This window comes from Pseudomonas sp. Os17 (assembly GCF_001547895.1).
Classification (GTDB): domain Bacteria; phylum Pseudomonadota; class Gammaproteobacteria; order Pseudomonadales; family Pseudomonadaceae; genus Aquipseudomonas.
This window is the reverse complement of the sequence record NZ_AP014627.1, coordinates 1,710,283-1,725,477: the sequence shown is the minus strand read 5'-3', so window position 1 is coordinate 1,725,477 and position 15,195 is coordinate 1,710,283. Positions and strand designations below refer to the sequence as shown.

The window sequence follows — 15,195 nt, the reverse complement described above, 5'->3', positions numbered from 1 at the left end:
AAGCGGAATTAGAGGAACAGGTCCAAACGGAAGTAGATCGGTGCTTCCCGCTCACTCAGGGCATCTGGCCGCTCGAGGGAGTGGGCGAAGGTCAGGCTGGCGGCGAGGTGCTTGCCGCGGGCGAAGAACTCGATGGAGTCGCTGGAGACCCGGCCATGCTGCTCGGCGTTGTAGCGGTCGTTGCGGATCGCGCCAACGTCATAGCCCAGCCCGGTGCCGTACTCGGCGAACGCCGGGCGCAGCCAGTTCCAGGTCACCGGGCGACTCCAGCGCAGGTCGTTGCGCCAGTAGTAGCCGCTGTCGCCATTGAGGCTCTGGTCCTTGTAGCCACGGATCGAGGACTGGCTGCCCAGGCTCATGCGTTGCGAGCTGAACAGCACATCCTCGCTGCGCTGGCCGGTGACCAGGCTGCTGAACACCAGGGACTCGTCCCACAGCTTGAACGGCTGCAGGTAGCTGGCGGTGGCGGTGTATTTGCGATAGCGGGCGTTGGCCTGGCGATTGCCGTATCGGTCACGCTGGTTTTCGCGCTGGGCATCGAAGGCACCGATGCCGTCCTGCAGCCCCAGGTCGAAGTTGACGAAAGCGCCGCCGATGCGCCGGCCATGGTTGATGCCGAACTGGGCTTCACTGAGGCGGTTGCTGCTGTTGGCGAGCTTGCTGTCTTCGATGTAGTTGTTGGTGCGCAGGTAGCTCAGGCCGCTGTTCAGCGAGGTCTTGCTCACGGCGTCGCGGTGGATCACTCGCTCCAGGCGCAGTTGGTGGTTCTGGCTGTCGCCGGTCTGTTTGAAGTTGAAGCCCTGCCCCTGGGCCAGGGAGCGGTACTCGCTCTGGCTGTAGCTGTAGCTGAGGTTCCACCAGCCAAACGGCAGGTTGTAGTAGAGCATGGCGTTGCGCGAGGTTTTCTGGTGGTCGCTGATGGCGTCGTGGCCACCGCGCAGCACCAGTTGGTCGGCCAGGCCCAGGGGGCTGTCCCATTCGAAAGAGCTGCCCCACTGCTGCTCGCCAGTGCTCTTCTGGCCCTCATTGCTGCGCGACAGGCCGACGCGCCAGGGCTTTTGCGGGTTGTTCTTGACCAGGACTTCACTGCCGCCCACGGCCTGCCCCGGGGCCAGTTCCATCTGCGCCTGGTTCGACGGCAGGCGGTTGAGTTGGTCGACCATCTGCTCGATCTGCCGCAGGTTGAGCAACTCACCGCTGCTGCCGGGAAAGGCCATGTTCAGTTCGCGGGCGCTGAGCTTGCTGCCTTCGGCGGCCTTGAGGCCTTCGAGCTTGCCTTCCACCACCAGCACCTGCAGGTGGCCGCTGGACAGGTCCTGTTGCGGCAGGTAGGCGCGGCTGGTGACCAGGCCCTTTTCGATGTAGCGGTTGGTGATGACCTTGAGCAGCTCGTTGAGCTGAGGCACTCCCAGGCACTGGCCGATGTAGGGCTTAAGCAGGCTCTCGCGCTCGCTGGCGGACAGCGAGTCGGCGCCCTTGAGCTGGATGTCCTTGATCGGGAAGCAGCGGCTGTCGGCGGGCGCGCTGGGTGCCACCGGCGTGGCGCTCTTGCCGGGCAGGTCCTTGAGTTCTTCGAGACGCCGCTGCTGTTCTTCCAGCAGGCGGTTCTGCCGGTCGCGGATCAGGTCCTGGTCGCCGGGGCTGAAGGTCGGTGCAGGTAAGGGGGCGGCAAGGGCCGTGTGCAAGGGGCCAGTCAGCAGCAGGCAAGACAGCGCGCAGCACAACCTCATCCCGAGGGTGGAGAGAGACATATTCGATCCTTCGAAAGGGCAGCAAGGCCAAGACAGGGCGCGGATGCTAATGTGCCATCATCTTGACGTCAAATGAGCGCTGAGCAGGCTGAAAGACTGTGTCTTTCCCAAATAATCCGGGCCCTTCAGCGGATGCCGATACTAGATTTGCTCCAGTCACCGACACATCAGACATTTCTTAATCTTTAGGCCACAGTTCTTGGTGGCGGCCTGCAGGCCCAGCCCGGCCTGGGAGAAAACCCGCAAGCCAGGCAAAAAAAAGCCCGGACCAGGTCCGGGCTTTTCATCGACAGCAGGCGGCGGGCTTACTCAGCCGCCGGCGCCTGTGGCTTGCGGCGCTTGAGCGGCGCCAGGCCGTCCTGGCTGACCAGGCTGTCGCTTTTCGGGCGGTTGGCGGTCCTGCGCTTGGTCGGCGACTTGGCCACGGACTTTTTCTTGTCGCCCTTGGCGTCGGTCTTTTTCTTCTTCACGCCAACGGCCTTGCCGGACGCCTTGACCTTTTTCGGGCCGCTGTAGGTGCCTTTGACTTCCTTGATGGTGCGGCGCTCGAAGCTCTGCTTGAGGTAGCGCTCGATGCTCGACATCAGGTTCCAGTCGCCGTGGCAGATCAGCGAGATGGCCAGGCCATCGTTGCCGGCGCGGCCAGTACGACCGATGCGGTGCACGTATTCGTCGCCGCTGCGGGGCATGTCGAAGTTGATCACCAGGTCCAGGCCGTCGACGTCCAGGCCGCGGGCGGCGACGTCGGTGGCCACCAGGATCTTGACCCCGCCCTGCTTCAGGCGATCGATGGCCAGCTTGCGATCCTTCTGGTCCTTCTCGCCGTGCAGGACGAACGCCTTGTAATCCTGGGCCACCAGGCGACCGTAGATGCGGTCGGCCATGGCCCGGGTGTTGGTGAAGACGATGGCCTTCTGGTAGGTCTCGTTGGCCAGCAGCCAGTTGACGATCTGTTCTTTGTGCTGGTTGTGGTCGGCGGTGATGATCTGCTGACGGGTGGTTTCGTTGAGCTGGCTGACGCTGTTGAGTTGCAGGTGCTCAGGGTTGTTGAGGACCTTGGCAACCATTTCCCGCAGGCCGGAACCGCCGGTGGTGGCGGAGAACAACATGGTCTGCTGGCGGTTCGGGCATTCGTCCACCAGGCGCTGCACGTCTTCGGCAAAGCCCATGTCGAGCATGCGGTCGGCTTCGTCGAGCACCAGCACTTCGACTTCTTTGAGGTCCAGGTTGCCGGCGTTGAGCTGCTCCAGCATGCGCCCCGGGGTGCCGATGAGGATGTCCGGCACCTTGCGCAGCATGGCGGCCTGGACCTTGAAGTCTTCACCGCCGGTGATCAGGCCGGACTTGATGAAGGTGAACTGGGAGAAACGCTCGACTTCCTTGAGGGTCTGCTGGGCCAGTTCCCGGGTCGGCAGCAGGATCAGGGTCTTGATGCTGACGCGGATCTTCGCCGGGCCGATCAGGCGATTGAGGATCGGCAGGACAAAGGCCGCGGTCTTGCCGCTGCCGGTCTGTGCCGTCACCCGCAGGTCACGCCCTTGCAGCGCGAGCGGAATAGCCGCTGCTTGCACCGGCGTCGGCTCGACAAATTTAAGCTCGGCCACGGCTTTGAGCAGGCGTTCGTGCAGGGCGAATTGGGAAAACACGGGTGCTACCTCGAAGATATGCAAAAAAACAGCTGCATAGGGTAACGGTTTCGAGCGCGAAGGCCGAGTTTCTTTGTGCAAACGGTGGCAAAGAGTTGGTTTTTTGTTAGCCGATTTGTCCTTAACCGTAACTTTGTCAGGGTTAAATGCTCTAATCCTCCCCTCGTGTCCCATAGAAGAATCGTTTTAGCCCATGGATTTCAAACAGCTCTGGCTCAATACCCAGGATCTCTGGGGAGCCCTCGATCAACACCCGCTCCTGCACGCCGGCATCGGCCTGGCCCTGTTACTGGTGGTCGCCCTGGTGCTCGGACGAGTGGCCCGCTACCTGGTGCTGCACGCCATCAGGTTGCTGGGGCGCCAGCCGGCCCTGCACTGGCTCAATGACCTGCGCCACAACAAGGTGTTCCACCGCCTGGCGCAGATGACCCCGTCCCTGGTGATCCAGTTCGGCCTGCACCTGGTGCCGGAGCTGAGCAAGACCAGCCTGCTGTTCCTCGGCAACCTGGCCATGGCCTTCACCATCCTGTTCCAGTTGCTGGCCCTGAGCGCCCTGCTCAATGCCCTGCTGGACATCTACGCCCGCACCGAACACGCCCGCACCCGCTCGATCAAGGGCTATGTGCAACTGGCGAAGATGGTGCTGTATGTGTTTGGCGCGATCATCATCGTCGCCACCCTGATCGACCGCTCGCCGCTGTTGCTGCTGTCCGGTCTGGGCGCCATGTCGGCGGTGATCCTGTTGGTCTACAAGGACACCCTGCTGTCCTTCGTCGCCAGCGTGCAGTTGACCAGCAACGACATGCTGCGGGTCGGCGACTGGATCGAGATGCCCCAGGTCGGCGCCGACGGCGATGTGGTGGACATCACCCTGCACACGGTCAAGGTGCAGAACTTCGACAAGACCATCGTCTCCATCCCCACCTGGCGCCTGATGAGCGAGTCGTTCAAGAACTGGCGCGGCATGCAGCAGTCCGGCGGCCGGCGGATCAAGCGCAGCCTGTACATCGATGCCAGCGGCGTGCGTTTTCTGCATGACGACGAAGAGCAGCGGCTGAGCAAGGTGCGCCTGCTCACCGACTACATCGGGCGCAAGCAGGCCGAGCTCAAGAGTTGGAACGAAGCCCAGGGCAATGTCGCCGCGCTGTCGGCCAACCGCCGGCGCATGACCAACATCGGCACCTTCCGCGCCTACGCCCTGGCGTACCTCAAGAGCCACCCGGAGATCCAGCCGAACATGACCTGCATGGTGCGTCAGATGCAGACCACGGCCCAGGGCATTCCGCTGGAGATCTACTGCTTTACCCGCACCACCGCCTGGGTCGATTACGAGCGCATCCAGGGGGATATCTTCGATTACCTGCTGGCGGTGATGCCGGAGTTCGGCCTGAACCTCTACCAGCAGCCCAGCGGCACCGATCTGCGGGCCGGTTTGCTGCCGGCGGTCCTGGGGGCCAGCCATGTGCCCCAGCTCGAAAAACAGGCGCTGTAACTTCGTAGGAGCTGGCTTGCCAGCGAAAGCGTCGGCCCGTCAGACGCCAGGCTGCGGCCCCTTACCCCGACAAGCCGACTCTGCCCCACCGTAGGAGCTGGCTTGCCAGCGAAAGCGTCGGCCCGTCAGGCGCAAGGCTTGCGGACCCTTACCCCAGCAAGCCGACTCTGCCCTACCGTAGGAGCTGGCTTGCCAGCGAAAGCGTCGGCCAGTCAGACGCCAGGCTTGCGGCCCCTTACCCCAGCAAGCCGACTCTGCCCCACCGTAGGAGCTGGCTTGCCAGCGAAAGCGTCGGCCCGACAGGTGCAAGGCTTGCGGGCCCTTTCGCCGGCAAGCCGGCTCCTACAGATCAGCGAAGGCGTCGGCCGTTCAGGCGCAGGGCTTGCGGGCCTCTTCGCCGGCAAGCCGGCTCCTACAGATCAGCGAAAGCGTCGGCCCGTCAGGCGCAAGGCTTGCGGCCCCTTTCGCCGGCAAGCCGGCTCCTACCGATCAGCGAAGGCGTTGACCGGTCAGACGCAGGGCTTGCGGGGCTCTTAGCCGGCAAGCCGGCTCCGGCAGATCAGCGGCTCCTGCGGGTTACGGGATCAGGCGGGGCCGGGCACCGCGGCGGCTGATCCATACCGCGCCAAGGATCACCAAGCCGCCCAGCATCAGCCGCCCCAGGTCTTCGTGCTGGTTCCAGATCAGCAGGTTGATCAACAGCCCCACCGGCACATGCAGGTTGTTCATCACCGCCAGGGTGGCGCCGGTCACCAGGCACGCGCCCTTGTTCCACCAGTACATGCCCAGGGCCGTGGACACCAGGCCGAGAAACAGCAGCACCGCCCATTGCAGCGGCGCATCAGGCAGGTAATGGGCCTTGCCGAACAGCAGGAACGCCGGCAGCACCACCAGCAAGGCGCCCAGGTAGAAGTAGCCGAAGCGCCGGTAGTGCGGCAGGTCGCTGGGATGGCGCGCCACCAGGTGCTTGTACAGCACTTGCCCGGCGGCGTAGGTGAAGTTGGCCAGTTGCAGCAGCAAGAAGCCGATGAAGAAATCCGGGTTGACGCTGTCGTAGCGAATCACCACCGCGCCCGCCACCGCCACCAGCGCCGCCAACAGGCCCCAGGGGTTGAAACGCCGGTTCAGGGCGTCTTCGATCAGGGTCACGTGCAACGGCGTGAGGATGGTGAACAGCAGCACCTCCGGCACCGTCAACACGCGAAAGCTCAGGTACAGGCACACGTAGGTGATGCCGAACTGCAGCGCTCCGATCAGCAGCATGCCGCGCATGAACGCCGGCTCCACCCGGCGCCAGCGGGTCAGCGGAAGAAACACCAGCCCCGCCAGCAGCACCCGCACCAGCACCGCGAAGTAACTGTCGACATGCCCGGCCAGGTATTCGCCGATCAGGCTGAAGGAAAACGCCTGGATCAGGGTGACAAAAAGTAGATAGCCCATGTTCGCCTCATCTTGAATGGCGGCGACGATAGCGGTTTTGCCCGCGCAGATGAAATCCCGGGCAAAAAAAAGCCCGATCTCGCTAAGCGTGCAATCGGGCGTCGGCACTGAAGGAGCAACCAGTGCAAAGGGAGGTTCGATGCGCGAACCGGCTTGAAGGGGATCCGCAGGCGCTACTTCAACACCGGGGGATTATCTGCGGATTAACGGCGGCGCCGAGCCCCTGGCTGAGGGGCGCCTGGGCCCCAGCTCCTGGCTCAGGCCACCTGGGCCAGCTTGGCATTGGCCTGGTTCAGGCCCTTTTCATGGAAGTCACCCCCCAGGTTCAGGCCTTCGGCGTGGATGAACTCGACGTCGTGGATACCGATAAAGCCCATCACCTGACGCAGGTAGGGTTCCTGGTGATCGGCGCTGCTGCCGGCGTAGATGCCGCCACGGGCAGTGAGCACGTAGGCGCGCTTGCCGGTGAGCAGGCCCTGGGGCCCGGTGTCGGTGTACTTGAAGGTCACCCCGGCGCGCAGCACATGGTCGAGCCAGGCCTTCAGGGTGCTGGGAATGGCGAAGTTGTACATCGGCGCGGCCAGCACCAGCACGTCAGCGGCCAGCAACTCTTCGGTCAATTCGTTGGAACGCTGCAGGGAGTCCTGCTCGGCGGCGCTGCGCTGCTCGGCGGGCTTCATCCAGCCCCCCAGCAGGTTGGCGTCCAGGTGCGGCACCGGGTGGCGGGCCAGGTCGCGGACCGTGATCGAGTCGCCGGGGTGAGCGGCCTGCCATTGCTGGATAAAGGTCTGGGTCAGTTGCCGGGATACGGAATCCTGCTGGCGGGCGCTGCTTTCAATGATCAGGACGCGGGACATGGCTGAAGCCTCCATCGGGGTATGCGTAAGTCGATGGAGCGCAGATTAAACAGAGTGATATCGATGAAAAAGCGCAAATAACTGCTATAACCAATCAATAAATTCGTTTATAAGCACAGCCGGCCCCTGTGCAATCCCCTGGACCGGCCTGCTTCGATCACTTGGCCTGGCAGTTCAGTTCCAGGCGCAGCTTGATGATCTTGCGGTTGAACTTGGCGGTCACGTTCTTGCTCTGCCCCGCGGCGACTTCCACCTTGCGGGTACGCGGCGACTCGGGGCCATTGCGAAATACCACCGAGCACAGGGCATCGCGCTTGCCGAAGTTGTTCAACTGGATGGAGCCGATGTCTTCATCGGTGTCGTAGGCGGTGTAATCGATGCTCAGGCCATTGAGCTGCTTCTCGACATCGATGGGATAGGCCCAGGCGCAGAGAGGCAACAACGCCAGCAACACACAACAGAATTTTCTCATTCGGCAGTCTCCAATAAGGAGCGCCAGCTTAGGACAAGAGGAGTCCCTCATGAAAGCGCCCCGCGTGACCCTGGATCAATGGCGCACCCTGCAGGCGGTGGTCGACCACGGCGGCTTCGCCCAGGCCGCCGAAGCCCTGCACCGCTCGCAATCCTCGGTCAGCTACACCGTGGCGCGCATGCAGGACCAGCTCGGTGTGCCGCTGCTGCGCATCGACGGGCGCAAGGCCGTGCTCACCGAAGCCGGCGGCGTGCTGCTGCGCCGCTCGCGGCAACTGGTCAAGCAGGCCAGCCAGCTGGAAGACCTGGCCCACCATATGGAGCAGGGCTGGGAAGCCGAAGTGCGGCTGGTGGTGGACGCCGCCTACCCCAACGCGCGGCTGGTGCGCGCCCTGACCGCCTTCATGCCGCAAAGCCGCGGCTGCCGCGTGCGCCTGCGCGAGGAAGTGCTGTCCGGGGTCGAGGAAGTGCTGCTCGAAGGCGTGGCCGACCTGGCCATCAGCAGTTTCAACATTCCCGGTTACCTGGGCACCGAGATGAGTTCGGTGGAGTTCGTCGCCGTGGCCCACCCGGAACACGCCCTGCACCGCCTGCAACGGGAGCTGCATTTCCAGGACCTGGAAAGCCAGCTGCAAGTGGTGATCCGCGACTCCGGCCGCCAGCAGCCGCGGGATGTGGGTTGGCTCGGCGCCGAACAACGCTGGACCGTGGGCAGCCTGGCCACCGCCGCGACCTTCGTCGGCAGCGGCCTGGGTTTTGCCTGGCTGCCCCGGCACCTGATCGAACGGGAACTGCGCGAAGGCCTGCTCAAGGTCCTGCCCCTGGACCAGGGCGGCAGTCGCCACCCGACCTTCTTCCTCTATTCCAACAAGGACAAACCCCTGGGCCCGGCCACGCAGATCCTCGTGGAACTGCTGCGCACGTTCGACACCGCGCCCCTGGACGCGCCCTTTGCCGCCCCCGAACAAGCCTGACGTCCACTCACCAGAACAGGAGTTCTTCCATGGCCTATTTCGAGCATGAAGGTTGCACCCTGCACTACGAGGAATACGGCCGGGGGGATCCCCTGCTGCTGGTTCACGGCCTGGGCTCCAGCGCCCAGGACTGGGAAAAGCAGATCCCCGAGCTCTCGAACCGCTACCGCCTGATCGTCCCCGACCTGCGTGGCCACGGACGCTCGGACAAACCCCGGGAGCGCTACAGCATCCCGGGCTTCACCGCCGATATCGTGGCGCTGATCGAACACCTGAACCTGGGCCCCGCGCACTATGTCGGGCTGTCCATGGGCGGCATGATCGGCTTCCAGCTGGGCGTGGATCAGCCGCAGTTGCTCAAAAGCCTGTGCATCGTCAACAGCGCCCCCGAGGTCAAGGTGCGCAGCGCCAACGACTACTGGCAGTGGTTCAAGCGCTGGAGCCTGGCCCGGGTGCTGAGCCTGGCCACCATCGGCCAGGCCCTGGGCCAGCGGCTGTTTCCCAAGCCCGAGCAAGGCGAGTTGCGGCGGAAAATGGCCGAGCGCTGGGCAAAAAACGACAAACGTGCTTATCTCGCCAGCTTCGACGCCATCGTCGGCTGGGGGGTGCAGGAACGTCTGGGCCGTATCACCTGTCCAACCCTGGTCGTCAGCGCCGACCACGACTACACCCCGGTGGCGGTCAAGGAGGCTTATGTCAAACTGCTGCCGGATGCACGGCTGGTGGTGATCGAGGATTCCCGTCACGCCACCCCGCTGGACCAGCCGCAGCGCTTCAACCAAACCCTGCTGGACTTCACAACCACAGTCGACACCACCACCCAGGATCACTGAACCATGCTGAAAAAAATCGCCCTCGTCGCCGGCTCCGTGCTGTTCGCTGCCAACCTGATGGCCGCCCAACCGGCCAAGGCGCCCCACGTCCTGCTGGACACCAGCTTCGGCAAGATCGAAGTCGAACTGGACCCGGTCAAGGCCCCGATCTCCAGCAAGAACTTCCTCGACTACGTCGACAGCGGCTTCTACACCAACACCATCTTCCACCGGGTGATCCCGGGCTTCATGGTTCAGGGCGGCGGTTTCACCGCGCAGATGGTGCAGAAAGACACCCGCGACCCGATCAAGAACGAAGCCTCCAACGGCCTGCATAACGTACGCGGCACCCTGTCCATGGCCCGCACCTCCAACCCCAACTCGGCCACCAGCCAGTTCTTCATCAACGTCGCCGACAACGCCTTCCTCGACCCGGGCCGCGATGCCGGCTACGCCGTATTCGCCAAGGTGGTGAGCGGCATGGACGTGGTGGACCAGATCGTCAATTCCCAGACCACCACCAAGCAAGGCATGCAAAACGTGCCTGTGGACCCGGTGCTGATCAAGTCGGCCAAGCGCATCGACTGAATCCGCCAGCCTGTCCCGACGGCGGCGCCCCACCCGGCGCCCCGTCCGCTTTCAGAACAGGAGAGCCCGTACCCCGGGCTTCAAGACCCCCATGCTCTTTCGTCGTTTTGAACAACTGATCGATATCTTCCGCGACGCCCCCAGCGCCACCCCGCCCAATCGGGTCCTGCCCTTCTACTTCCACTACATCAAGCAAGTCTGGCCGAGCTTCGTCGCCCTGCTGGTGGTGGGCCTGTTCGTGGCCCTGATCGAGGTGTCGCTGTTCAGCTACCTGAGCACCATCATCGACCTGGCCCAGGGCACGCCCAGCGCCCGGGTATTCACCGACCACGGCCTGGAACTGGCCTGGATGGCGGTGGTGGCCCTGCTGTTCCGCCCCTTGATGGTCGGCCTGCACGACTTGCTGATGCACCAGACCATCAACCCCGGCATGACCAGCCTGATCCGCTGGCAGAACCACAGCTACGTGCTGCGCCAGAGCCTGAACTTTTTCCAGAACGATTTCGCCGGGCGCATTGCCCAGCGCATCATGCAGACCGGCTATTCGCTGCAGGACTCCTCGGTGCAGGTGATCGACGCCCTGTGGCACGTGACCATCTACGCCATCGGCTCCCTGGTGCTGTTCGCCGACGCCGACTGGCGCCTGATGATCCCGCTGCTGCTGTGGATCGCCGGCTTCATCGGCGCCATGCGCTACTTCGTGCCGCGCATCCAGCAGCGCTCGGTGGACGCCTCCGACGCCCGCTCCAAACTCATGGGGCGGATCGTCGACGGCTACACCAACATCACCACCCTCAAGCTCTTCGCCCACACCCATTTCGAGCAGAGCTACGCCCGCGAGGCCATCGCCGAGCAGACCGAGAAAAGCCAGCTGGCCGGGCGCGTGGTCACCGCCATGGACGTGACCATCACCAGCCTCAACGGCCTGCTGATCGTCAGTACCACGGGCCTGGCCCTGTGGCTGTGGAGCCAGTCGCTGATCAGCGCCGGGGCCATCGCCCTGGCCACCGGCCTGGTGATCCGCATCGTCAACATGTCCGGCTGGATCATGTGGGTGATCAACGGCATCTTCGAAAACATCGGCATGGTCGAGGACGGTCTGCAGACCATCGCCCAGCCGCTGCAGCTCACCGACCGCGAGCAGGCGCCCAAGCTGGCCGTGGCCAACGGCGGCGTGCGCTTCGAGCATGTGGAGTTCCATTACGGCAAGGCCAACAAGGTGATCAGCGACCTCAACCTGGACATCCGTCCCGGGGAGAAGATCGGCCTGATCGGTCCGTCCGGGGCCGGCAAGTCGACCCTGGTCAACCTGCTGCTGCGCCTGTACGACCTGCAGGGCGGGCAAATCCTCATCGACGGCCAGAACATCGCCGAAGTGACCCAGGAAAGCCTGCGCGAACGCATCGGCATGATCACCCAGGACACCTCGCTGCTGCACCGCTCGATCCGCGACAACCTGCTCTACGGCCGCCCCGACGCCACGGACAAGGAACTCTGGGAAGCGGTGCGCAAGGCCCGCGCCGATGAGTTCATCCCGCTGCTGTCCGACGCCCAGGGCCGGACCGGTTTCGATGCGCATGTCGGTGAGCGCGGGGTCAAGCTGTCCGGCGGCCAGCGCCAGCGCATCGCCATCGCCCGGGTACTGCTCAAGGACGCGCCGATCCTGATCATGGACGAGGCCACCTCGGCCCTGGACTCGGAAGTCGAAGCGGCGATCCAGGAAAGCCTGGAAACCCTGATGCAGGGCAAGACCGTGATCGCCATCGCCCACCGCCTCTCCACCATCGCCCGCATGGACCGCCTAGTGGTCCTGGAACAGGGGCGCATCGCCGAGACCGGCACCCACGCCGAACTGCTGGCCCGTGGCGGTCTGTATGCACGCCTGTGGCAGCACCAGACCGGAGGATTCGTCGGCATCGACTGACCGGCGGCGACTGATCTGTAGCCGCTGCCGCAGGCTGCGATCGGCACCGCAGGGGCCGCAGAACCTGCATCCGCGGTTTGCCTGGTCAATCGCCCTGCGAGTCCTGCGGACTCGGTCGCAGCCTGCGGCAGCGGCTACAGGTTGCAATCAGTTACAGAAGGTTGTGCCTCGCGACGCCAGGGCCCTGTTTCCAGGGGCCCTGGCGTTTTTTTGCGGACTGGAATTGCGCCGAAAGCCTGCTGTACTGACCCTAGGTTCCGGAGCGGAACCTGTAGTTAACCTGCGGGATGCATAACAGTTGTATCGCGTTGATAGGTTGACCTATCAAGGACTCACTCATGTCTTTGTTCAAACGTTCCGTTACCGAAATGCTCGGTACTTTCTGGCTGGTCCTGGGCGGGTGCGGCAGCGCCGTGCTCGCCGCGGCCTTTCCCAATGTCGGCATCGGCCTGCTGGGCGTCGCCCTGGCCTTCGGCCTGACGGTGCTGACCATGGCCTTCGCCATCGGCCATATCTCCGGTTGTCACTTGAATCCCGCCGTGTCCGTAGGGCTGGTGGTGGGCGGGCGCTTTCCGGCCAGGGAACTGCCGGCCTATATCGTCGCCCAGGTGCTCGGTGGGGTGATCGCCGCGGCGTTGCTGTACTTCATCGCCAGCGGCAAGCCCGGTTTCGAACTGGCCTCGGGGCTGGCTTCCAACGGCTATGGCGCCCACTCCCCCGGCGGCTATTCCATGGCCGCGGGGTTCGTCTGCGAGCTGGTGATGACCTTGATGTTCGTGGTGATCATCCTTGGCGCCACCGACAAGCGCGCCCCGGCGGGGCTGGCGCCGATCGCCATCGGCCTGGCCCTGACCCTGATCCACCTGATCTCGATCCCGGTCACCAACACCTCGGTCAACCCGGCCCGCAGCACCGGCCCGGCGCTGATCGTCGGCGGCTGGGCGTTGCAGCAGCTGTGGCTGTTCTGGCTGGCGCCGATCCTCGGCGCGGTGATCGGTGGCGTGGTCTACCGCTGGCTGGGCAAGGAAGACAGCTGACGCAGAGGGGCGAGGGTCACGCCTGCCGATAGGGCAAGGCGTCCCTCGCCTCCTCGGCGTAGGCACTAATGCCGCTGCGCTCCTGCTGCAGGAAATCCTTCACCGCGGCATTCAGGCCGGGGTGGCGCAGGTAGTGCCAGGAACGGGTCAGCACCGGTTCAAAGCCACGGATCAGCTTGTGCTCGCCCTGGGCTCCCGCGTCGAAGCGTTGCAGCCCCTGGGCAATCGCGTACTCCATGCCCTGGTAGAAACAGGTCTCGAAATGCAGGCGGTCGAACTCCGCTAGGCAGCCCCAATAGCGGCCGTAGAAGCTGTCGCCGCCCACCAGACTGAAAGCCATGGCCACCGGGCGCCCGCCCTGTTTGGCCAGGACCACGCGGATCGCCTCGGGCATGCGCTCGGCCAGCAGGCTGAAGAAGGTCCGGGTCAGGTAGGGCGACTGGCGCCGCACCGCATAGGTGTTGGCGTAGCAGGCGTAGACGAAGTCCCAGTGCGCCTCGTCCAGTTCATGGCCTTCGAACCACTGGAAATCAAAGCCCTGCCCCGCCACCTGCTCACGCTCCTTGCGCATCTGCTTGCGCTTGCGCGAGCTCAGGGCGTCGAGAAAATCCTGAAAGTCCCGATAGCCGCGATTCTGCCAATGGAACTGACAGCCCAGGCGCTGCAACCAGCCCGGTTGCTGTTCCAGGGCAGCGTCGCTGAAGTCGTCGGTGAAGTTGATATGGGCGCTGGAAAGCCCTTCGATCTCCAGGTAGCCGGGCAGGCTTTTCAGCAGCTCGAAGGCATCCGCCTGGGTCGCCGCCAGCACCCGCGCGCCACTGACCGGGCTGAAAGGCACCGCCGTCAGCAGCTTGGGGTAATAGTCGATCCCGGCCCGCGCGCAGGCATCGGCCCAGCCGTGATCGAACACGTACTCGCCGTAAGAGTGCCATTTGCGATAGCTGGGCAGGGCCGCCAGCAGGCGGCCGTCCTCCACATGCAACAGGTGCTCGGCCTGCCAGCCCGAGCGCGGGCCGAGGCTGCCGCTGTCTTCCAGGGCACTGAGAAAGGCATGGCGCACAAAGGGTTGCCCATCCTTGAGCAGGCCATCCCATTGCACAGGATCGACGGCAGACAGACTGTTCAAGGATTGCAGCGGCATGGGGGTCCCCGGAATTCAGATCGAACGACCCGGCGAGTATCCTCCATCCCCGGACTCACCGAAACCGCCAGTACCCTGCCCCCCTCAATGCCCCAGGTGTTCGGCAAGAAAATCGATGAACACCCGGGATTTGCGCGGCAGGTGCGCGCTGTTGGGAAACAGCACATGCACTGGCTGCGGGGCCAGGCCGTACTGCGGCAATACCCGCACCAGGCGGCCGCTGCCCAGGTCGTCGAGGACCATCCACTCCGGCAGCACCGCCAGCCCCAGGCCCGCCAAGGCCAAGGCACGAATCGCCGTCGCCGAGTTGGATTCGTGCCCCGGACTGACCTTTACCTCCACCTCGCCGCGGCGCGGATGGCTGAAGGTCCAACCCGGCGGCCCGGCCAGGTTGCTGTTGCCGATCCACGGCAGCGCGCTCAGGTCCTCGATCCGCTGCAACTCCCGGCCCTGAAGCAGCGCCGGGCTGGCCACCAGGGCAATGGCGTAGTCCGCCAGCTTGCGTCCCTTGAACCCCGAATCCGCCAGGTGGCCGAGGCGAATCACCAGGTCGAGCTTTTCCGCCACCAGATCATTCAGCGATGAGTTGAAGTGATAGCTCAGGCGCACCTCGGGATAGCGCGCGGTGAACAGCGGCAGGATCGGCAACACGAACGTCTCGGCGTACTCCGCCGTGGAACTGATGCGCAGCTTGCCGCTGACCCGGTTGCGCCCATGCAGCACGTTGTCGAAGGCAGTGTCGATATTGGCGACAATCCCCTTGAACTCGTGGTAAAGGTCCTCGCCGGTTTCGGTCAGGGTCACCTGCCGCGTGGTGCGCACCAGCAAGGTACTCGCCAGTGCCTGCTCAAGGGTCTTCACATGCAGGCTGGCCATGGCCTTGCTGATGCCCAGGTATTGCGCGGCGCGGGTGTAGGAGCCGAAGTCGACCACCGCGAGGAAGGTCTGCACCCGGTGCAGCTGGCCGTGAAAATGATCGCTCACTGTCAAATCCTGTTAAACAATGCGTCAAGTATAGGCGCCTCGACACGCCGCCCCCAAGCTCCCTAAGCTGCGCGCAAA

The 15,195-nt window shown here is 64.2% G+C and carries 13 protein-coding genes; 6 read left to right on the top strand and 7 right to left on the bottom strand.

Translation table 11 applies throughout. The features are described from left to right. Positions 1–8: 8 nt before the first annotated feature. Positions 9–1,751 carry a ShlB/FhaC/HecB family hemolysin secretion/activation protein gene (locus POS17_RS07770; RefSeq protein ID WP_060838068.1) on the bottom strand — a complete coding sequence of 581 codons (1,743 nt, stop codon included), beginning with the start codon at positions 1,749–1,751 and terminating at the stop codon, positions 9–11. 305 nt (positions 1,752–2,056) lie between these two features. Beyond that, a complete protein-coding gene (locus tag POS17_RS07765; protein ID WP_060838067.1) occupies positions 2,057–3,397 on the bottom strand; it encodes a DEAD/DEAH box helicase in 1,341 nt (446 codons plus the stop codon). Positions 3,398–3,590: 193 nt separating this feature from the next. Here POS17_RS07765 and POS17_RS07760 point away from each other — a divergent pair, with 193 nt between their 5' ends. Continuing rightward, positions 3,591–4,889 carry a mechanosensitive ion channel family protein gene (locus tag POS17_RS07760; protein WP_060838066.1) on the top strand — a complete coding sequence of 433 codons (1,299 nt, stop codon included), beginning with the start codon at positions 3,591–3,593 and terminating at the stop codon, positions 4,887–4,889. 576 nt (positions 4,890–5,465) lie between these two features. On the opposite strand, the gene POS17_RS07755 is transcribed toward POS17_RS07760, so the two are convergent. The 3 genes from POS17_RS07755 to POS17_RS07745 form a co-directional block, all read right to left on the bottom strand. Continuing rightward, positions 5,466–6,329, bottom strand: coding sequence for a carboxylate/amino acid/amine transporter (locus POS17_RS07755; RefSeq protein ID WP_060838065.1), 864 nt, complete (start codon positions 6,327–6,329; stop codon positions 5,466–5,468). Positions 6,330–6,586: 257 nt separating this feature from the next. Continuing rightward, a complete protein-coding gene (locus POS17_RS07750) occupies positions 6,587–7,186 on the bottom strand; it encodes an FMN-dependent NADH-azoreductase (protein ID WP_060838064.1) in 600 nt (199 codons plus the stop codon). Positions 7,187–7,343: 157 nt separating this feature from the next. Further along, positions 7,344–7,658 (bottom strand): hypothetical protein, encoded by a 315-nt coding sequence (locus tag POS17_RS07745; RefSeq protein ID WP_060838063.1) that lies wholly within the window; start codon positions 7,656–7,658, stop codon positions 7,344–7,346. Between the two features lie 49 nt (positions 7,659–7,707). Between POS17_RS07745 and POS17_RS07740 the strand changes: the two genes are divergently transcribed. From POS17_RS07740 to aqpZ, 5 genes are all read left to right on the top strand, one after another. Then, complete coding sequence (locus POS17_RS07740; protein WP_060838062.1) at positions 7,708–8,631, top strand: LysR family transcriptional regulator; 924 nt, start codon at positions 7,708–7,710, stop codon at positions 8,629–8,631. Between the two features lie 29 nt (positions 8,632–8,660). Then, positions 8,661–9,464 (top strand): alpha/beta fold hydrolase, encoded by an 804-nt coding sequence (locus POS17_RS07735; RefSeq protein ID WP_060838061.1) that lies wholly within the window; start codon positions 8,661–8,663, stop codon positions 9,462–9,464. A 3-nt stretch (positions 9,465–9,467) separates the two neighbouring features. After that, the gene (locus POS17_RS07730; RefSeq protein WP_016967472.1) at positions 9,468–10,031 is read left to right on the top strand and encodes a peptidylprolyl isomerase; all 564 of its coding nucleotides are present in this window, start codon (positions 9,468–9,470) and stop codon (positions 10,029–10,031) included. A gap of 91 nt (positions 10,032–10,122) precedes the next feature. Next, entirely contained in the window at positions 10,123–11,955 is a 1,833-nt protein-coding gene (locus tag POS17_RS07725) for an ABC transporter ATP-binding protein (protein WP_060838060.1), read from the top strand. Positions 11,956–12,293: 338 nt separating this feature from the next. Beyond that, positions 12,294–12,992 (top strand): aquaporin Z, encoded by a 699-nt coding sequence (gene aqpZ / locus POS17_RS07720; protein WP_060838059.1) that lies wholly within the window; start codon positions 12,294–12,296, stop codon positions 12,990–12,992. 16 nt (positions 12,993–13,008) lie between these two features. Here aqpZ and POS17_RS07715 read toward each other — a convergent pair whose 3' ends face one another. Together POS17_RS07715 and POS17_RS07710 are read right to left on the bottom strand one after the other, a co-directional pair. Next, positions 13,009–14,133, bottom strand: coding sequence for a GNAT family N-acetyltransferase (locus POS17_RS07715; RefSeq protein WP_060838058.1), 1,125 nt, complete (start codon positions 14,131–14,133; stop codon positions 13,009–13,011). Positions 14,134–14,217: 84 nt separating this feature from the next. Continuing rightward, positions 14,218–15,123 (bottom strand): LysR family transcriptional regulator, encoded by a 906-nt coding sequence (locus tag POS17_RS07710; protein WP_060838057.1) that lies wholly within the window; start codon positions 15,121–15,123, stop codon positions 14,218–14,220. Positions 15,124–15,195 lie beyond the last annotated feature (72 nt).

Bases quoted from the DNA above. Each gene is read 5' to 3' on its own strand.
- POS17_RS07770 (WP_060838068.1), bottom strand. From the start codon at position 1,751: ATGTCTCTCTCCACCCTCGGGATGAGGTTGTGCTGCGCGCTGTCTTGC.
- POS17_RS07755 (WP_060838065.1), bottom strand. From the start codon at position 6,329: ATGGGCTATCTACTTTTTGTCACCCTGATCCAGGCGTTTTCCTTCAGC.
- POS17_RS07715 (WP_060838058.1), bottom strand. From the start codon at position 14,133: ATGCCGCTGCAATCCTTGAACAGTCTGTCTGCCGTCGATCCTGTGCAA.
- POS17_RS07745 (WP_060838063.1), bottom strand. From the start codon at position 7,658: ATGAGAAAATTCTGTTGTGTGTTGCTGGCGTTGTTGCCTCTCTGCGCC.
- aqpZ (WP_060838059.1), top strand. From the start codon at position 12,294: ATGTCTTTGTTCAAACGTTCCGTTACCGAAATGCTCGGTACTTTCTGG.
- POS17_RS07740 (WP_060838062.1), top strand. From the start codon at position 7,708: ATGAAAGCGCCCCGCGTGACCCTGGATCAATGGCGCACCCTGCAGGCG.
- POS17_RS07725 (WP_060838060.1), top strand. From the start codon at position 10,123: ATGCTCTTTCGTCGTTTTGAACAACTGATCGATATCTTCCGCGACGCC.
- POS17_RS07730 (WP_016967472.1), top strand. From the start codon at position 9,468: ATGCTGAAAAAAATCGCCCTCGTCGCCGGCTCCGTGCTGTTCGCTGCC.
- POS17_RS07750 (WP_060838064.1), bottom strand. From the start codon at position 7,186: ATGTCCCGCGTCCTGATCATTGAAAGCAGCGCCCGCCAGCAGGATTCC.
- POS17_RS07760 (WP_060838066.1), top strand. From the start codon at position 3,591: ATGGATTTCAAACAGCTCTGGCTCAATACCCAGGATCTCTGGGGAGCC.
- POS17_RS07735 (WP_060838061.1), top strand. From the start codon at position 8,661: ATGGCCTATTTCGAGCATGAAGGTTGCACCCTGCACTACGAGGAATAC.